General features: G+C 74.5%; 21 protein-coding genes. 7 read left to right on the forward strand and 14 right to left on the reverse strand.

What is annotated here, in order from left to right; genetic code table 11:
* The first annotated feature begins 231 nt into the window (after positions 1 to 231).
* Positions 232 to 549, forward strand: a complete 318-nt coding sequence (locus ABZ493_RS00950; protein ID WP_430580297.1) for a DUF4235 domain-containing protein — start codon at positions 232 to 234, stop codon at positions 547 to 549.
* Between the two features lie 19 nt (positions 550 to 568).
* Here ABZ493_RS00950 and ABZ493_RS00955 read toward each other — a convergent pair whose 3' ends face one another.
* Both ABZ493_RS00955 and ABZ493_RS00960 read right to left on the reverse strand, forming a co-directional pair.
* Positions 569 to 862, reverse strand: coding sequence for a DUF4287 domain-containing protein (locus tag ABZ493_RS00955; protein ID WP_430580298.1), 294 nt, complete (start codon positions 860 to 862; stop codon positions 569 to 571).
* A complete protein-coding gene (locus ABZ493_RS00960; protein WP_430580299.1) occupies positions 862 to 1,212 on the reverse strand; it encodes a cupin domain-containing protein in 351 nt (116 codons plus the stop codon). The genes ABZ493_RS00955 and ABZ493_RS00960 overlap by 1 nt, the downstream gene beginning before the upstream one ends.
* A 77-nt stretch (positions 1,213 to 1,289) precedes the next feature.
* Here ABZ493_RS00960 and ABZ493_RS00965 point away from each other — a divergent pair, with 77 nt between their 5' ends.
* Genes ABZ493_RS00965 through ABZ493_RS00975 form a run of 3 tightly spaced genes read left to right on the forward strand, consistent with a single transcriptional unit; the run spans position 1,290 to position 3,930 of the window.
* Positions 1,290 to 2,270: a helix-turn-helix domain-containing protein gene (locus ABZ493_RS00965; RefSeq protein WP_430580300.1), complete on the forward strand. Its 981-nt coding sequence runs from the start codon at positions 1,290 to 1,292 to the stop codon at positions 2,268 to 2,270.
* Positions 2,271 to 2,311: 41 nt separating this feature from the next.
* Positions 2,312 to 3,526 carry an MFS transporter gene (locus tag ABZ493_RS00970; protein ID WP_430580301.1) on the forward strand — a complete coding sequence of 405 codons (1,215 nt, stop codon included), beginning with the start codon at positions 2,312 to 2,314 and terminating at the stop codon, positions 3,524 to 3,526.
* A gap of 59 nt (positions 3,527 to 3,585) precedes the next feature.
* The gene (locus tag ABZ493_RS00975) at positions 3,586 to 3,930 is read left to right on the forward strand and encodes a DUF5808 domain-containing protein (protein WP_430580302.1); all 345 of its coding nucleotides are present in this window, start codon (positions 3,586 to 3,588) and stop codon (positions 3,928 to 3,930) included.
* Between the two features lie 28 nt (positions 3,931 to 3,958).
* On the opposite strand, the gene ABZ493_RS00980 is transcribed toward ABZ493_RS00975, so the two are convergent.
* From ABZ493_RS00980 to ABZ493_RS01000, 5 genes are all read right to left on the reverse strand, one after another.
* Positions 3,959 to 4,639 carry a DUF6226 family protein gene (locus ABZ493_RS00980; RefSeq protein ID WP_430580303.1) on the reverse strand — a complete coding sequence of 227 codons (681 nt, stop codon included), beginning with the start codon at positions 4,637 to 4,639 and terminating at the stop codon, positions 3,959 to 3,961.
* Positions 4,636 to 5,415, reverse strand: coding sequence for a thioesterase family protein (locus ABZ493_RS00985; RefSeq protein ID WP_430580304.1), 780 nt, complete (start codon positions 5,413 to 5,415; stop codon positions 4,636 to 4,638). The genes ABZ493_RS00980 and ABZ493_RS00985 overlap by 4 nt, the downstream gene beginning before the upstream one ends.
* Before the next feature lie 56 nt (positions 5,416 to 5,471).
* On the reverse strand, positions 5,472 to 6,395 hold the full coding sequence (locus ABZ493_RS00990; RefSeq protein WP_430580305.1) for a GNAT family N-acetyltransferase: 924 nt from the start codon (positions 6,393 to 6,395) through the stop codon (positions 5,472 to 5,474).
* A 91-nt stretch (positions 6,396 to 6,486) separates the two neighbouring features.
* Entirely contained in the window at positions 6,487 to 7,188 is a 702-nt protein-coding gene (locus ABZ493_RS00995; protein ID WP_430580306.1) for a hypothetical protein, read from the reverse strand.
* Positions 7,189 to 7,241: 53 nt separating this feature from the next.
* Positions 7,242 to 8,141 carry a helix-turn-helix transcriptional regulator gene (locus ABZ493_RS01000; protein WP_430580307.1) on the reverse strand — a complete coding sequence of 300 codons (900 nt, stop codon included), beginning with the start codon at positions 8,139 to 8,141 and terminating at the stop codon, positions 7,242 to 7,244.
* 161 nt (positions 8,142 to 8,302) lie between these two features.
* Between ABZ493_RS01000 and ABZ493_RS01005 the strand changes: the two genes are divergently transcribed.
* Positions 8,303 to 9,322: a zinc-dependent alcohol dehydrogenase family protein gene (locus tag ABZ493_RS01005; protein WP_430580308.1), complete on the forward strand. Its 1,020-nt coding sequence runs from the start codon at positions 8,303 to 8,305 to the stop codon at positions 9,320 to 9,322.
* Positions 9,323 to 9,325: 3 nt separating this feature from the next.
* On the opposite strand, the gene ABZ493_RS01010 is transcribed toward ABZ493_RS01005, so the two are convergent.
* From ABZ493_RS01010 to ABZ493_RS01035, 6 genes are all read right to left on the reverse strand, one after another.
* Entirely contained in the window at positions 9,326 to 9,967 is a 642-nt protein-coding gene (locus tag ABZ493_RS01010; RefSeq protein ID WP_430580309.1) for a LysE family translocator, read from the reverse strand.
* A 9-nt stretch (positions 9,968 to 9,976) separates the two neighbouring features.
* The gene (locus tag ABZ493_RS01015; protein ID WP_430580310.1) at positions 9,977 to 11,194 is read right to left on the reverse strand and encodes a Fic family protein; all 1,218 of its coding nucleotides are present in this window, start codon (positions 11,192 to 11,194) and stop codon (positions 9,977 to 9,979) included.
* A 94-nt stretch (positions 11,195 to 11,288) separates the two neighbouring features.
* A complete protein-coding gene (locus ABZ493_RS01020; protein ID WP_430580311.1) occupies positions 11,289 to 12,437 on the reverse strand; it encodes an NAD(P)/FAD-dependent oxidoreductase in 1,149 nt (382 codons plus the stop codon).
* Positions 12,427 to 12,663, reverse strand: a complete 237-nt coding sequence (locus tag ABZ493_RS01025) for a helix-turn-helix transcriptional regulator (protein WP_430580312.1) — start codon at positions 12,661 to 12,663, stop codon at positions 12,427 to 12,429. Before ABZ493_RS01025 ends, ABZ493_RS01020 begins: the two co-directional genes overlap by 11 nt.
* Positions 12,663 to 13,142 (reverse strand): DUF2975 domain-containing protein, encoded by a 480-nt coding sequence (locus ABZ493_RS01030; protein ID WP_430580313.1) that lies wholly within the window; start codon positions 13,140 to 13,142, stop codon positions 12,663 to 12,665. The genes ABZ493_RS01025 and ABZ493_RS01030 overlap by 1 nt, the downstream gene beginning before the upstream one ends.
* Positions 13,143 to 13,224: 82 nt before the next feature.
* The gene (locus ABZ493_RS01035) at positions 13,225 to 13,890 is read right to left on the reverse strand and encodes a hypothetical protein (RefSeq protein WP_430580314.1); all 666 of its coding nucleotides are present in this window, start codon (positions 13,888 to 13,890) and stop codon (positions 13,225 to 13,227) included.
* Between the two features lie 57 nt (positions 13,891 to 13,947).
* On the opposite strand from ABZ493_RS01035, the gene ABZ493_RS01040 reads away from it, so the two are divergent.
* Positions 13,948 to 15,141 (forward strand): low temperature requirement protein A, encoded by a 1,194-nt coding sequence (locus ABZ493_RS01040; RefSeq protein WP_430580315.1) that lies wholly within the window; start codon positions 13,948 to 13,950, stop codon positions 15,139 to 15,141.
* 9 nt (positions 15,142 to 15,150) lie between these two features.
* Here the strand turns inward: ABZ493_RS01040 and ABZ493_RS01045 are convergent, their stop codons facing one another.
* A complete protein-coding gene (locus tag ABZ493_RS01045) occupies positions 15,151 to 16,284 on the reverse strand; it encodes an NADH:flavin oxidoreductase/NADH oxidase (protein ID WP_430580316.1) in 1,134 nt (377 codons plus the stop codon).
* A gap of 128 nt (positions 16,285 to 16,412) precedes the next feature.
* Between ABZ493_RS01045 and ABZ493_RS01050 the strand changes: the two genes are divergently transcribed.
* Positions 16,413 to 17,006, forward strand: a complete 594-nt coding sequence (locus ABZ493_RS01050) for a sugar O-acetyltransferase (RefSeq protein ID WP_430580317.1) — start codon at positions 16,413 to 16,415, stop codon at positions 17,004 to 17,006.
* Positions 17,007 to 17,069 lie beyond the last annotated feature (63 nt).

The raw sequence follows: 17,069 nt of genomic DNA on the forward strand, positions 1-17,069 counted from the left end.
GCCTGCGCGGAGACGACGGTCGGAGAGGGTGCGCCGCGGTGCGCGGTGCTCCCGTGAACGTGGGTTGTCATGCGACCTCTCTTGCTGCCTGAACCACCGGCCCGGAGGAACGTACCGCACGGGCGGATGAAATGTCACGAAACGATCACGAGGTGGTCGCAGGGGCGCGGCTCGAGCACCGTCACCGATGCCTCCCGTGCGGGATGCCGCGGCCCGGCCTAGCGTCGGGGGATGAGCGAGGACAACGACGTGGTCCGGACCGAGAAGTCCGGTGGCAAGGCCGCGAAGATCCTGTACCGGCCGGTGGGGATCGTCAGCTCGATCGTCGGCGGGCTCGTCGCGGGTCAGGTGTTCAAGCAGGTCTACAAGCGGGTCGCGCCGGGGCATCCGGACGACGCGCCCACGCCGCTGCAGTCCGAGTACCGGATGCGGGAGATCCTGCTCGCGTCGCTGCTGCAGGGCGCGATCTTCTCCGTCGTGAAGGCGGCCATCGACCGCGGCGGCGCCCGCGCGTTCGAGCGCTGGACGGGGGAGTGGCCGGGCGACTGACCGGTGCCCGGCCCTGTTCTCACCAGTCCGCGGGGCGGGAGTCCTTGCCGTCGAGCCACAGCCGGTCGCTCGCGTCGCGGTGCGAGCCGGTGGTGCCGACGTGCTTGGTGCCGATCTGGTCGCCCTTGACGATCACGTGCGCCATGGCCTGGGCGTGCCCGTGTCCGATCCCGTACGTCTCCTTGAGCCAGGCGACGACGGCCATGGTCTTGCTCTCGGGGCCTAAGCCCTGCTGGGCGGCGGCGTCGACGATCTGGCGCGGCGTGAGCCCGGTCTTTGTCTCGACGGTGTCGAGGTAGGCCTGGAACGACATCAGCGGTGCTCCTCGCTCTTGTTCTCCTGGATCATCGTGCCGGACGCGTGGATGCACATCATGCGCAGCACGCCGGTGCCGGTGTTGGTGAAGCCGTGCCAGACGTCGGGCCCGACGACGGCGGTGTCGCCCGCGCGGGCGACGACGCTCTCGGTGCCGATGCGGATCGTGGCCTCCCCCTCCAGCACCGACCAGGTCTCGGAGTAGGGGTGGCGGTGCAGGTCGGGGCCCTGCCCCGGGTCGTTGCTGACGAGGAAGAACGACACCCCCGACCCGTGGTCCTGGCCCTCGAAGCGCAGCGTGCGCGAGCCGGGGATGCGGAGGGTGTCGGCGGGGACGACGGCGGCCATGGTGGGCTCCTTCGGTGAACCGTGGTGGACGTCGTCCAGCCTCGCGGGGGCACGCTCCCCGCCACTACCGTTTCGACGTGCATCGAAACGTGGTCGAGTTCCGCCTCGCCCCCGACGACGTCTCGGCGATCCGGTTCGGCGTCTCGCCCGGCCACGAGCTGGCGCACGCCGTCCGGGTGCTGGCCCAGCCTGCGTACCACCCGCTGCAGTGGGGGTGGCTGCGGGCGGCGCGGGGCCGCGCGCCCGCCCGGGCGCTCGGACTGCTGACCCTGCTGGTCGGCGCGGACGGGTACCTGCCCGACTTCCTCACCTCGACGCCCGGCTGGGACCTCGGTCCGGACGAGGAGCTCGAACGGCTCCGGGAGGCCGACCTCGGCCCGCTGCGGGTCGACCTGCTCAAGCGCGTCGACCGGACCGACGGCGCCGACCGGCGGCTCCTGCAGGCACTCGCCGACGACCCGGCGCACGCCCGCGACCTCGCCGCCGACGCCTGGGCGCAGGTGTGGGACGCGGTCCTCGCGCCGTCGTGGCCCCAGCTGGAGCGGATCCTGCGCGCGGACATCGGCGCTCGCTCCCGCCGCGTCACGACGCACGGCCTGGGCACCATGGTCGAGACCCTGCACGAGGCCGTGGCCTGGGCCCCCGACGCCGTCCAGGTGCGCCTCCGCCTGCACGGCGAGGTGCTCGACTGCGCGGGCAGCGGCCTGGTGCTGGTGCCGTCGGTGATGGCGCCGCGGTGCTCGGTGGTCACCGAGCCGCCCGCGCAGCCCACGCTCTTCTATCCCGCGCTGGGGATCTCCGAGCGCTGGGCCGACGACGCCCCCGACACGTCCGGGGCGCTCGCGGACCTGCTCGGGGCGGGCCGGGCGGGCGTGCTGCTCGCGCTGCGCGGGCCGCTGACCACGAGCGAGGTCGCCGCCGCCGGCGGGCTCGCCGTCTCGACGGCGTCGCACCACCTGGCGCGGCTGCGCGCCGCCCGCCTGGTCGACGCGCGCCGCGACGGCCCGCGCATGCTGCACGAGCGCACGCCGCTGGGGGAGGCGCTGGTCGGGGGCTGATCGCCCGGGGCGAGGCATGACCCGCGCGATAGGTTCGCCCGATGCGTCGCCCTGCTCCTCAGCCCTCGTCGTCCGTCGCGCGCGTGCCGGGGTTCCGCCCGCTGCTGGCGATGTCGGCGCTGGGCTTCTCGGGGTACGCGCTGCTGCTGCCGGCGGCGCCGCTGTGGGCCGTGCACGGGGGAGCGAGCGAGGGCGGTGCCGGGCTCGTCAACGCGGTGCTCATGCTCGCCACCGTGCTCACGCAGACCACGGTGCCGTGGCTGCTGCGCCGGGTGGGGTGGCGGCTCACGATGACGGCGGGCGTCGTGCTGCTCGGCGCGCCGTCGTTGCTGTTCATGGCCACGGACCAGCTCGGGTGGCTGCTCGCGCTCTCGGCGGTGCGCGGCATGGGGTTCGCCGTCCTCACCGTGTGCGGGTCGAGCGCCGTGGCCGCCCTCGTGGACGGGCCGCGGCACGGCCGCGCCATCGGGCTGTACGGGCTGTCGATCGCGTTCCCGCAGCTGGTGCTGGTCCCCAGCGCCGCGTGGATCGCCGAGACGCTCGACTTCCGCGTGGTCTTCGCGCTCGGCGCGCTGCCCGTGCTCGCGGTGCCCTTCGCCGTCCTGCTCGGCCGGTGCCTCGACGCCGTGGACGATCGCGCCGGCGAGGCGGACGCCGACGCCGCGCGCGCCGGGCAGCCTGTCGACGGCGGGCCCGGGCGCGGCCGCGTCCTGCTCGCGCTGGTCATGCCGTCGCTCGTGCTGCTGGCGGTGACGACGCCGGGCGGCGCGCTGCTGACGTTCGCGCCGCAGTTCGCCGGGGGAGCGGGCGCGGCCGTCGCGGGACTGCTGGGCTTCACGGCCGCGACGGCCCTCGCGCGCTGGGGCGTGGGCGGCCTCGCAGACCGGTTCGGGCCGCGCGTCTTCCTCGCACCGCTGCTCGCCTTCTGCGCCGCCGGGCTGGCGGTGTGCGCCTGGGCGATCGCCGACGGCGGCCCTCGACCGGCGCTCCTCGTGCTGGGGATGACGATGGTCGGCGTCTCCTACGGCAGCCTGCAGAACCTCACCCTCGTCGCGGCGTTCGCGGCCGTGCCCGCGCGGCAGCACAGCACCGCCAGTGCCGTGTGGAACATCGGGTTCGACGCCGGCACCGGGCTCGGGTCGCTGGTCGTCGGCTTCATCGCCGCGGGCACCTCGTTCTCCGTGGGGCTGCTCACCACCGCCGTGGTGTGCGTCGTGGCGGCCGTCGCGGTGCTGCTCACCCGACCCTCGCGCTGACGACGCCCGCCTGGTGCACGATGGGTGCGGACACCGACACGCGACGAGCGGAGGCCGAGATGGGCACCAAGCAGGAGATCCAGCACGGGAAGCCGGAGCGCGGCCGGAAGCGGGGGCCGGGGCTGTTCCAGCTGATCATGGTCGGCCTGGTCGTCGCGGCCGTCACCAAGGAGCTGCAGAAGGACAAGGAGGACCGCACCTGGCACGGCACCGTCGCCGGGTTCGTCCCCTACGAGTTCCGCGTCCCGACCGTCGAGCGCATCCGCGAGCGCGTCTGGGACCCGGAGGGCGAGCACCTGCTCAGCCCGCACGTCTTCGGCGTGGGCTGGACGGTCAACGTCGGCCGCATCGTCGAGCTCGTGCGGCGCAAGGTCGACGACGCGCGGGAGGACGCCCCGGCCTGACCAGGGCGGAGGCGGGCGTTCGCTGACGTCAGGCCCGGGCGTCCAGCCACGACCGGCCGACGAGCGCGGTGGACGATCGGGGGAGACGAGGGGCGCCGCCGTCGGCGAGCGAGCGGCACGCTCGCATCACGGTGTTGAAGTCCGACGGCGCTCGCGTCTCTCCCTCCATGCTGCCGCCGTCGGGGTGCCAGGTGGCCCTCCAGCCCTTGCCCTGCAGCATCACGAACGGACCGGCGACGATGCTGAGGACGTCGTCGTCGATCGCCTTCAGGAGGCCCGCCGACCCGAAGTCGCAGGCGTCGCAGCCGCAGTCGGGGACCCCGTAGTCGATCCGGTGGTCGGCGTCCTCGACAGCGAGGTGGAGAAAGTCCGGCGCCTCCCCGTGCTCCGTGGGGCCGGCGTCCTGCTCCAGCAGCACGAGCGCCAGCGTGCCCGGCACGGGGGACACGATGCGCACGCCGCGTGCGAACTCGTGCCGCTCCGTGGTGACGGGGCCGAGGCGCTCGACGACGACGCCCGGCAGCGCGCCGAGCACCTCGGTCCACGCGTGGGCGCGGCCGTGCACCACCCGGTACCTGTGCAGGTCGGAGACTCGTGAGTACTCCTCGTGGCGCGGCTCCACGCCCTCAGGCCGGGGCGGCGGCCAGGAGGGCAGGCCGAGGCGGTCGTAGGCGTCGACCACCCGCGCCCGCAGGACGTCGGGCGTCACGGCGCGTCGAAGGCGCGGACCACGAGCCCCTGCGCGAGCGCGCCGAACGCGCCGCGCTCGTCGTGCAGCACGCTGGACGTGAGGCCGGCGCCGGTCGCGCCGAAGACGACGCTCGTGTCGAGGCCCAGCCACCCGCCTGCGGGCGCGCGGTACAGGTGCGCCGAGAGGTCGACGTTGGGGAAGGCGACGCGGCGCGGGTCGGCGCGCACCGTCATGCCGTTCGCGAGGTCGAACAGCCCGACGGTGCGGGCGAGGGCGCTCGCGTCCTCGTCCTCGACGAGCGCGTGGCCCGTACGGACCCAGACGTGCCCGCGGCCCGGCCCGGCCAGGGCGCGGCGCACCTCGATCGACTCGACGAAGCCGCCCGGCCAGTCCGCCGCGGGGTCCCAGGCCGCGGTCGCGTCGGGCCCGGGCAGCGGCGCGGGCGCGCCACCCGCGAGCGGGCTCGTGTCGCCGACGGCGGTGAGCCACGCGCGCAGCGTCACCACGGTGCGGCCGGAGCAGGCCACCGACGCCTCGACCAGCTCGACGCCGCGACCGGGCCGCAGCACGCGCACGTCGGCGGACATCTCCTCCAGGCGGTACGGACCCCAGATGTCGAACGTCAGCCGGGTGGCCCCCAGATCGTCGCGGCCCCGCTTCTCCCGGTCCGCCTCCACCAGGTGGGTGAGCAGCCCGAGCGTGGGGGCCACGTGCTGCTCGTCGGTCTTCCAGGCGCCCCCGACGTGCTCGGTGGGCTGGAACGTCGTCGCGCCGGTGCGGCGGAAGTAGGCCATGGGTGTCCGTCCTTCGTGGGGAGTGACGGCCATCCTGCCAGGCGTGGCGCCGACGGTCAGAGCCGCTTGCGTAGCCTGTGGTGGGTCTCGACCACCCGGAACCCGAGCCGCTCGTAGAGGGACCTGGCCCCCGCCGGGTCCTCGGCCGCGGTGCGCAACCGCAGCGGCGCGGACGTGCGCGCCCCGACGCGCTGAGCGAGGTCGACGAGCAGCGCCGTCGCCGTCCCACGGCGCTGCCAGTCGGGGTGGACCTGGACGTCGTCGATCTCCGCGACGTGCGGCCACAGCGTCGCCGAGGCGAGCCCGACCAGGTCGGGTCCATGCTCGGCCAGCAGGTACAGGTCGAGGTCGGCCCGGGCGAGCCAGCCGCGCACGTCGTCGACGCTCGGCGCCACGAAGTGGTCGCGGCCGGTCCAGACGCGCGCGGTCAGGTCCGCGATCCGGGCGGCGTCGTCGGGGCGGGCCGTGCGGACGCCGACGCCGTCGGGCAGGGTGGCGGCGGAGGCGACCTCGCGTGACGCCTCCATCTCGACCACCGCGAACGCGTCGGCGAAGCCGAGGTCCCGGAGCAGCGCACGCCTCTCGACCTCGCGGGACCGGCTGTTGGCGCCGAGCGTCGCCGCCCGGTCGCCCCGGCCGACGCGTCGTCGGACGTCCTCCTCGAGGTGGACGAAGAGGTCCCGCTCGTCGGTGCTCCGCGAGGCTCCGGGCGCGGCCCACACGTCGAGCAGGTGCAGCCAGGTGCCGTCGGTCTCGGTCCAGCTCCAGACCAGCCCGTAGCCGCGCGGCGACCCGTCGGGGCCGGGCGCGACGACCGCGCGGTCCGCGGACCGCAACGCCTTCTCGAGCTCGTCGGCCGTGGGGACGGCATCCAGGATCGCCCGCTCGTCGATCCCGTCCGAGGCCGCGCCGGCGCGCCGCAGCTCCGCCAGGCGGCGCGTCGTGCGCGTCAGGTCGTGCGGTACAGGTTCGCCGATCACCAGGACAGCCTCTCGACGGGAGGTGCGCGGGCCCAGGCATTTTGCGCAACCGTCACCCGCGCCCGCGATTCGACGGGGCCGCCGGGCGCGCTCAGGCCGTCGGGCCGGCGACCCCCACGAGGACCAGGGGCCGGCTGGGCAGCGGCTCGAGGCCGTAGCGCCGGTAGACCTCGGCGTGTCGGGTCGTGGCGGCGACGGTCCCCACGGTCTCGTGCGGAGCGACGACCTCGCCGACGTGGCGGGCGATGAGCGCGAGGGCGCCGTCGCGCCCTCGCGACGCGACGGAGTCGACCGTCCAGTCGGCTGCGCGGAACCGCGCGACGTCGGCGCGACGCTGCTCCCGCGACGCCGCCCTCAGGGCGGTGCGCTGGGCGCGGGCCACGGCGGTCCAGCTGCGGGCCGCGGGGAACGCGAGGAGCAGGACCGCCGCGGCGAACCAGCCGAGGATCACCACGGCGACGCCGACGGATGCGACGGTCGGCGCGAACGACGCCTGGCCCGCCGCCGTGCCGAGCACGGCGCCGACGAGGATCGCGACCCCCACACCGCGGGCGAACATCCCCACCGACGGCCACGCGTTCCGGCGCGTCAGGCGCACGACGACCCTGCCTTCGTGGTGCACGAACCCGTCGAGGACCACGGCGATCGCCACCCACAGCGGCCACGTCACCGTCGCCCCGACCCTGCGGGCCCGGGCGGGAGCGTTCGTCCAGGCCAGCGTCCAAGCGACGGGGGCCAGCGCACGTCCCCGCACGGGTTCCATCGCCGGCGCCCAGACGGCGTTCATCCGCATGGCGGGACGGTATCCCTCGCCGTCGCCGTCACCACCGCCGGGGCCGGGTGAACTCAGCCCGCCCGGCCCGCCGCGACGCCCCGGGTGTCCTCGTCGGCGCCCCACGACGCCAGCAGCCGCAGCCGGTCGGCGGACGGCGACCCGGGCTCCGCGGTGTACACGAGCAGCACCTGGCCGGGCTCGGCGGTGATGGCGAGCTCCTCGAAGGCGAGGGTCAGCTCGCCGACCACGGGGTGGCGGAAGCGCTTGGTGCCGGTGCCGTGGATGCGGACGTCGTGCGCGGCCCAGAGCCTGCGGAACGTCTCGCTGCGCGTGGACAGCTCGCCCACCAGGTCCTGGAAGGCCTTGTCGTGGGGGTTGCGCCCCGCCTCGGCGCGCATCACGCCCACGCACATCTGCGCGAACAGGTCCCAGTCGGGGTAGAAGTCGCGGGCCGCCGGGTCGAGGAACTGGAACCTGGCCAGGTTGGGCGTGCGCCCGCCGTCTCCGATGACGGGGGCGTAGAACGCGCGGCCCAGGGTGTTGGTCGCGAGCAGGTTCTGCCGCGGGTCGCGGACGAACGCGACCGCGTCGGTGATCGCCTCCAGCGCCCACTGCAGGCTCGGGCGCGGCTCCGCGGGCCGGGTGGCCCGGCCGCGCGAGCGGCCCGACGTCGGGATGCCGTCGGCCGCGCGCGCCAGGTCGAGGAGGTGCGCGCGCTCCGCGTCGTCCAGCTGCAGGGCCCGCGACACGGCGTCGAGCACCGACGCGCTCGCGCCGGCGATCGCGCCCCGCTCGAGCTTCGCGTAGTACTCGACGCTCACGCCGGCCAGCATCGCGACCTCGCTGCGCCGCAGACCGGGCACGCGCCGGTTCGAGCCCCCGGGCAGACCGGCCTCGTCGGGGGTGACCTTGGCCCGGCGCGACATGAGGAACTCGCGCACCTCGGCCCGGGTGTCGCTCTTGTGGTCCATCCCGCCAGGCTAGGCACGGTCGCGGTCGGGCGGCGGCCGCGAGGGGTGTACCGCCGGTACACGGTTCGTCAGGGACTCCCGCCGCGCTGACGCCCGACGCACGCTGGACGACGGCGCACCCCGATCCGCTACTGAGAAACACCGACGAACGGAGCACCACCATGCGTGGAGTCGTCCTGCACGCCCCCGGCGACGTGCGCGTCATCGAGCGCGAGGACCCCCGGATCATCCAGCCCACCGACGCGATCATCCGCGTCACCGCCACCTGCATCTGCGGGTCCGACCTGTGGCCCTACCGCGGCGTCGAGGACGTCCACGACGCCGTCATGGGCCATGAGTACGTGGGCGTCGTCGAGGAGATCGGCGCCGACGTCCGGACCGTCAAGGTCGGCGACTTCGTCGTCGGCTCGTTCTGGGCGTCGGACAACACCTGCGAGATCTGCGAGTCCGGCTACCAGGCCTACTGCGTGCACCGGGTGCTCATGGGCACCCTCGGCACCCAGTCGGAGTGGGCGCGCATCCCCCTGGCGGACGGCACGCTCGTCGCGACGCCCGGCATGCCCGACGACGATCTCGTGCCGTCGCTGCTCGCCGCGTCCGACGTCCTGGGCACCGGCTGGTTCGCGGCCGTCGCCGCCGAGGCGGGCCCCGGCAAGACGGTCGCCGTCGTGGGCGACGGCGCGGTCGGGCTGCACGGCGTCCTCGCCGCGAAGCAGCTCGGCGCGGAGCGCATCATCGCGATGTCCCGGCACGCCGACCGGCAGGCGCTGGCCCGCCGGTTCGGCGCCACCGACATCGTCGAGGAGCGCGGGGACGCGGGCGTGGCCCGCATCAAGGAGCTGACCGGCGGGCTCGGCGCGCACTCCGTGATCGAGGCGGTCGGCACGCAGGAGTCGATGATGCAGGCCGTGCGCTCGACCCGCCCGGGCGGCCACATGGGTTTCGTGGGCGTCTCCCACGACGTCGCGCTGCCCGGCGACGACATGTTCATGGCGGGCATCCACCTGCACGGCGGCCCGGCCCCCGTACGCCGCTTCCTGCCCGAGCTCGTCCGGCTCATCTGGGACCGGGAGATCGACCCGGGGCAGGTGTTCGACCTCACGCTGCCCCTCGAGCAGGCGGCCGAGGGCTACGCGGCCATGGACGAGCGGCGCGCCACCAAGGTGCTGCTCACCGTCTGACGGTCAGGACTTCGCCGGCGTGAGGGCCAGCACGCCGGCGAGGCCCACCATCATCCCGCCGCCGGCGCCGCGGACCGCCGCCAGGCGTCGCGGCGACCGGGCGAACCACGCGCGGGCCGTGCCGGCGAGGACCGCCCAGGTTCCGTCGAGAACCAGCGCGATCAGCGTGAACTCCAGCCCCAGCACGAGCATCTGCAGGGGCACGGCCCCGGCGTGGAAGTCGACGAACTGGGGGAGCGCGGCGACGAAGAACACGATCGTCTTGGGGTTGGTCGCCCCGACGACGAACCCCTGCCGCAGCACCGTCCACGACGACGCGGGCCGTGCCCGCGGGTCGGTCCGGACGTCGGTGCCCTCGCGCCGGTGCCGGATGGCCTGGACGCCGAGGTAGGCGAGGTAGGCGGCGCCGAGCAGCTTGAGGGTCGTGAACAGCGCGACGGACTGCGCCACGAGCGTGCCCACGCCCAGCGCCACCAGGACGACCGGGACGAGCGCGCCCAGCTCGTTGCCGAGCACGCTCAGCAGCCCGCCGCGTCGCCCGAGCGACAGCGAACGGCCGATCACGAACAGCACGCTCGGCCCCGGGATCGCGATGAGCACGACCGAGGCGAGCGCGAAGGCGAGGAGCGACTCGACGGGCGGCACGGGCTCAACCTAGCCCTGCGCCGGGACCCTGGGAACCCGGGCGCCGGGTGCGGGGCGGGGGGTCGGCAAGGCAGTGGGCTGGATGCCAGGAACGAGGCGGTCCATCATCCGCAGCAGGCTAGGTGCCTGGTAGACCTCCGAGCGCCGGATGCGGCCGCCGGACGGTTCCAGGATCTGGACGTCGAGCAGGTTGTCGATCACCTTCCGGGCCGTGACCCCGGATGTTCCGAGGGCCCGCTGGAGGTAGCGGGCCGTGACGACCGGTTGTTCGGCAAGGATGCGCAGGGCGTCGTGCACCTTTGAGTCGGAGCGAAATCGGGACACCTGCCCGGCCCAGTCGTGCTGCACCTCGGCAGACTCGGTCAGGATGCGCTCGGTCTCGTCGCAGGCATCGGCCAGGATGTCGGCGAAGTAGGCGACGAACTGGCTCACCGTCTCGGACCTGTCGGCAGGGTCTCCGTGCCGGAAGTCCGTGAGGCGGCGGACGTACTCGTCGGTGTCCCGGCGCAGCACGACGGACAACGGGAGCACGCCCTGCTCGAGCACGGCGGCGCGGGCGAGGTAGCCGTGCACGAGCACGCGCCCGGTGCGCCCGTTGCCGTCCTCGTACGGGTGGATCGTCTCGAACTGGGCATGGATCAGCGCTGCCTTGATCAGCGGACTGTCCGGGCTGCGGTTGGCGTAGTCCAGCAGGTCGCCCATGAGCGGCGGCACGCGCTCGGCCGGCGGCGCTACGTAGGAAGCGGTCAGCTTCGACGAACCGCCGATCTGGACGTCGACATCGCGGTACCCACCCTTGTGCACGTGCGGCGCGATGGCACGGTGGATGTCGTGCACCGACCCGTCGTCCCACGGGTCGCGGAGAGACTCCACGCCGTCCCGCACGGAGTTCAGGTTGCCGAGGATGGCGTGGGCGGTGTCGAGCCGGTCGAACTGATGGCCCTCCAAGCCGGGATCCAGGTCCTTCAGCTGGGCGACCATGACGTTCCGAGGAGTCTCGCGCAGCCCTTCCACCCACGAGGAGGAGATGGACTCGGAGCGCACCAGCGTCGCGTAGAGGATCGGCTGAGGCCGAGCGCGGAGCCGCTCGGCGATGCGGGCGACGCCGGCGGAGACGTCGGTGATGGCCTCCAAGGCGTCGGCGTCCAGCAACGGCGCCATCCGCAGGTCCAGCCCGACCGGGAAGTAGCGCCGGTACGCGCCGCCACGCCGGTCTGCCGACCGCATGGCACCGAGGTCAGGTTCCTGAACCTCTCGCACCCACAAGGTGCGTTCGTCGGCGGACACGTCAACCCTTCCCTTCACCGGACCTTGGTTAAGGCTAGCGCGCTAGCCTTAACTGTGGCTTGGCGACGGGGTGGGGATCGGGGAACGACCCGTGCCCGAAGAGGATGCGCCGCGCGGCGGCACGACCGGGCGGCGTGCGCAGCGCGGTGAACCCGGCGGCGGCGACGGCGGGCGTGCGCACCAGCGACAGGCCGCGGCGCAGGGCGAGGCGCCCGCGGAACCGGGCGCGCAGCGCGGCGCCGTCGTACGCGGCGAGCTCGCGCCGGTCGCCGGTGCGCAGGGCGCGGTCGAGGACGTCGGCCGCGTGCGCGGACAGCCGCAGGCACGGGTCGAGCCCGCCCGCGGTGAGGGGCGAGACGGCGCCCGCGGCGTCCCCCACGAGGAGCCCGCGCGGACCCGTGATGCGGCGCAGCAGCCCGCCCACGGGGATGGGGCCCGCGCGCCGCTCGACGGCGTCGGGCACGGGCGCGCCCGCGAGGCCGGGCGCGGTGGCGGCGAAGCGGCGCAGCGCGTCGCGCAGGCCGTGCGGGTACCGGTCGGGGTATCCGGCGACGCCCACGTGCGCGTGCTGCCCGTCGTCGAGCACCCACGCGAGGTAGCCGGGCGCGAGGCGCGGGTCGAGCACGCAGTGGAAGGCCGGCACGACGTCGGTCCGGTGCGGCAGGGCGAAGACCTCCTCCGCCCCCACCAGCAGCTCGCGGTTGCGGTCGAGGCCCAGCTCCCGCGCGACGGCGGACCGGGCGCCGTCGGCCCCGACGACGAACGTCGCTCGCGCCTCCACCGGTCCGCCCGGGCCGTGCAGCAGGTGCACGTCGCCGTGCGAGCCGAGGTAGCGGGTGCCGAGCTCGAGCCGCACCCCCGCGACGGCGGCCCGCGCCGCCAGCTCCAGGTACAACGGCGCCATGTCGCCGACGCGGAACTCGTCGTGCCTGCTGTCGAGGGTGACCGGGCCCCGGTGTGACGGCGGGTAGAGCACCATCCGCCGGATCGGCGGCCCGAGGTGCTCGGGCGGCAGGTCGAAGTCCTCCAGCGTGCGGCGCACGAAGATGCCGGTGGTGCGCACGGTGGTGTCGAGGCGGGAGCGCCGGTCGGCGAGGACGACGTCGTGCCCGCGCCGCGCCAGCTCCGTCGCCGTCCACAGCCCGGCCAGCCCGGCCCCGACGACGAGCACGTCAGCCCTCATCGTCGGCACCGCCCTCCGGCTGGTCGTCGACCCACTCGAGCAGGTCGCCCGGCTGGCAGCCGAGCACGCGGCACATGGCCTCGAGGGTGGCGAAGCGGACGGCCTTGGCGCGCCCGTTCTTGAGCACGGCGACGTTGGCGGGCGTGAGCCCCACGCGCTCGGCGAACTCGCCGACGCTCAGCTTGCGCCGGGCGAGCTCCACGTCGAGGCGGACGACGATCGGCATCAGATCACCCCGTCGAGGTCGGTGCGCAGCTCCGTGGCCTGCCGCAGCAGCGCGCGCAGCACCACCATCAGCAGCCCGACGGCGGCGCCCACGAGCAGCACCCCGAGGAGCAGCGCGGCCAGCCCCGCCAGCCCCTCCGCGGCGACGAGCAGCACGAACGCCACCAGCACGAGCAGCCATGCGCCGGCGACGGCGGCCACGATGCCGTTGACCCAGACCATCGCGTGGTCGGAGAAGATGCGGTCGTCGCGCACCATCGTCAGCAGCCGCCACGTGCACACGATGACCGCCTCGACGCAGGCGAGGCCGACGACGGCGAGCACGAGGAGCGGCCAGCGCAGGGGAGCGAGGTCGGGGGACTCGCCGGCCATCCGTGCGAACGCGGCGGGCAGCACGGCGACCTGGGTGGCGACGAGGGCGGCGAAGACGGCGACGAGCAGGCCGCGGAGCGGTCCGACGAGGCGCTGGGTGCGGGACATGGCGACGAGCGTGGCGCCCTCGCCTATCGAAAGTCAATAGGTATCGATCGCTTTGCAGCGTCTTCGCAGGATCTCCCCGTGGTCAGTCGTCGCCCTCGAACAGCCCGCCGTCGAGCAGCCAGTGGTAGCGCAGGCGCAGCGCGCGCTCGGTGCTGGCCAGGATCGTCCCGACCAGGAGCGCGATGTTGAGGCCCGCGGGCAGCCGGACCGGTGAGGTGAACGTGCCGAACCGCTCGGCGACGGGCGGGACCTGGGAGATCTGCTCGACGATCTGCGGGGCGCCGAGCACCAGCGCGACCGCGAGGACGACCCAGGAGACGGCGCCGACCGCGCGGCTCACCTCAGGGCGGTCGCGTTCCAGGCGGGCGCGGCGCCCCTCGGCGGAGGCCGGGTCGGGTGCGAGCTGGCGCTCGCGGCCGTCGGCGGTCACGTAGTGGCAGCGGCGCAGCCCGTAGCTGCTGGTGGCCACCTGGACGACGCCGCCGGTGACGGGGAGCTCCGCCGGGAGCCGCGACGTCGCGGCGTGCACGCCGTCGCGGTAGAGGCGGGCCCGCACGTCGCCGTCCTCGGAGTCGCCCCAGAGCCGCACGTCGACCGACCACCGCTCGGGCACGCCGCCGTCGCCCACGAGATCCAGGTGGAAGAGGGCGCGGGACAGCGGCTGCCACCACCGGAAACGCTGCAGGGCGTGCCCGTCCCCGGGCCTGATCCGTCGCGCGGCGCGCCGACGTCTGCGGTCCGAGAACATCCCCGGCAGCGTAGCCGGGCCCGCGACCCGTGGCCCGCCGGGCGGGTCGGGTGCACGATGTCTGGCGTGAGCACGCCCGAGACCCCGCCGCGGTCCCGCCTGGTACGCATGTCCGCCCGCGACCCGAAGGAGCCCGGCCGCACCGCGAGCCCGCTGGAGCTGTTCTTCGACCTGGTCTTCGTGGTCGCGGTGAGCGTCGCGTCCGTGCAGCTGCACCACGCCCTCACCGAGGGGCACGTCGGGAGCGGGCTGCTGTCGTACGGGATGGTGTTCTTCGCGATCTGGTGGGCGTGGATGAACTTCACCTGGTTCGCCACGTCGTTCGACACCGACGACTGGCTGTACCGCGTGCTGACGATCGTGCAGATGTCGGGCGTGCTGGTGCTCGCGGCGGGGATCGAGCCGGTGTTCGTGGACGGCGACTTCACCGTGGTGGTCGCCGGGTACGTCGTGATGCGCGTCGCGATGATCGCGCAGTGGCTGCGCGCGTCGGCGACGGACGGCCCCACCCGTGGCGCGACGCGGGCCTATGCCGCCGGCATCGCCGTCGTCCAGGTGTGCTGGCTCGCCCTCCTGCTGCTGCCCGAGGAGGTCCAGGGGGCGGCGTGGGTGGTCCTCGCGGCGGCGGAGCTGGCGGTGCCGGTGGTCGCCGAGAACCGCGGCCGTACCCCGTGGCACCCGCACCACATCACCGAGCGGTACGGCCTGTTCACCCTGATCCTGCTCGGCGAGAGCCTGCTCGCGTCGTCCAACGCGATCATCGAGGCGCTGCACGACGAGCAGGACCTCGGGTCGCTGATCTCGATCGCGGTGCTGACCGTCGTCGTCACGGCCGCGCTGTGGTGGATCTACTTCTGGCCGCCGCACCACCAGGCCCTCGACGGCCGGCTGAGCCGGTCGCTGCGCTACGGCTACGTGCACTACTTCGTGTTCGCCGCCGCGGGCGCGTTCTCCGCCGGCATCGAGGTGGAGATCGACGCGCTCACCGGGCACACCGCGCTGTCCGACGTGGGGGCGTCGTTCACGGTCACGGTCCCCATCGCCGTGTTCGTGCTCGGCGTCTGGTGGCTCGCGATCCGCGACAACGCCGACCGCGTCGTCAACACGGTGGTCCCGGTGGGCGCGCTGCTGGTGCTGTGCGACCCGGTGATCCCGGTGCCCGTCACCCTCACCGCCGTGATCATGGTGGCGATCGTCGTGGTGCTGGTGCTGCACCCGCCGGTGACCGGGGCGTCGCGCCGGGCCGGTTGACGCCGGCCGTCAGGCCGTCGTCGCGCTCGACGCCGTGCGCTCGTCGCGGCGGGCCAGGAGCTCCGCGCGGTCGTACTGGGGCGGCAGCGACCAGTCGGCGCCGAGCTCCCGCGCGGCCCGGACGGGCCAGTACGGGTCGAGCAGCAGCTCCCGGCCCAGGGCCACGAGGTCCGCCTCGCCCTCGGCGACCAGCTGCTCGGCGTGCTGCGGGTCGCGCACGAGGCCGACGGCGGCGGTGGTCACGCCCGCCTCCCGGCGCACCCGCGCCGCGAAGGGCACCTGGTACCCGGGTCCCACGGGGATGGTCGCGTCCGGCACGTTGCCGCCGGTCGAGACGTGCACGACGTCGACGCCATGCTCGCGCAGCAGCCCCGACAGGCGCACGGTGTCGTCGGCGGTCCAGCCCTCGGGCTCGGCCCAGTCGGTCGCGGACAGTCGCGTCAGCACCGGCACGTCGTCGCCCACCGCGCCGCGGACGGCGTCCACCACCTCGAGCACGAGGCGTGCGCGGCCCTCGAACGACCCGCCGTAGGAGTCGGTGCGGTGGTTCGAGAGCGGCGACAGGAACTCGTGGAGCAGGTACCCGTGCGCGGCGTGCACCTCGACCGCCTCGTACCCGGCCTCGACGGCACGGCGCGCGGCGGCGGCGAACTGCGCCACGACCTCGCCGATCCGCTCCGGGGGGAGGGCTTCGGGCAGCGGCGAGCCGTCGGCGAAGGGCAGTGCGCTCGGGGCCAGCACCTGCCAGCCGAGGCCCTCCTCGGGTGCCAGCGCCCCGCCGCCGTCGGACGGCCGCCCGGTGCTGGCCTTGCGGCCCGCGTGCGCGAGCTGGACGCCCGGCACCACGCCCTGCTGGCGCATCAGGGCGGTGAGCCGGCGGTGGCCCGACACCTGGGCCGCGTTCCACAGCCCGAGGTCGTACGGCGAGATGCGACCCTCGGGGCTCACGGCGGTGGCCTCGACGAGGACGAGACCCGGGCGGCCGACGGCGCGGGAGCCGTAGTGCTGCACGTGCCAGTCGGTCGGGACGCCGACCTGCGGGCCCGACGGCTCGGCCGAGTACTGGCACATCGGCGCCATGACGATCCGGTTCGGCAGCGTGACGGCACGCAGCGGCAGCGGGGCGAAGAGGGCAGAGGGCACGGGGCGGCTCCGGTGGGTCGGTGATGGCGGTGCTGCCCGTGCCAACCGGCGGACCGTCGAACATCATCCGAGAGACAGGTCACCGCGCGCTGTGTACGACCGTACGCAACGCGGCTAGGCTCCTGCGGGTGACCACGGACCACTTCGCGGGGGACCCGCGCTCGAACCACGAGCGGATGCTCGCGGGGGACCTGTACGTCGCCGACGACCCGGAGATCGAGCGCCGCGCCCAGCGCGCCGCGCGGCTGCAGGACGAGTACGCCCGGACCGCGCCGCACGACCCGGCGGGCGCCCGCCCGGTGCTCGCCGAGCTGCTCGGCACCCTGGGCGAGGGCGCGGTGATCCGCCCGCCGCTGTACGTCGACTACGGCGAGAACGTGCACGTCGGCCCGCGGACGTTCGTGAACTACCACCTCACCGCGCTCGACGTCGCGCCCATCGTCATCGGCGCGGACTGCCAGATCGGCCCGAACGTCCAGCTCCTCACGCCGACGCACCCGGTGGAGCCCACCCCGCGGCGCGACAAGCTCGAGGCCGCGCGGCCCATCACGCTCGGCGACAACGTGTGGCTGGGCGGCGGTGTCATCGTCTGCCCCGGCGTCACGATCGGCGACAACTCCGTCATCGGCGCCGGGTCGGTCGTGACCCGTGACATCCCGGCGAACGTGGTCGCGGTGGGGAACCCCGCGCGCGTGGTGCGCAGCATCGCCGAGGACGCCTGAACCGCACGTGGCCCGCGCGTGACCGCGCGGTCGAATCGATACGAGGAACGCGGTTACGATCGT

This window comes from Isoptericola sp. NPDC019482 (genome assembly GCF_040632295.1).
In the GTDB taxonomy this organism is placed as follows: domain Bacteria; phylum Actinomycetota; class Actinomycetes; order Actinomycetales; family Cellulomonadaceae; genus Isoptericola.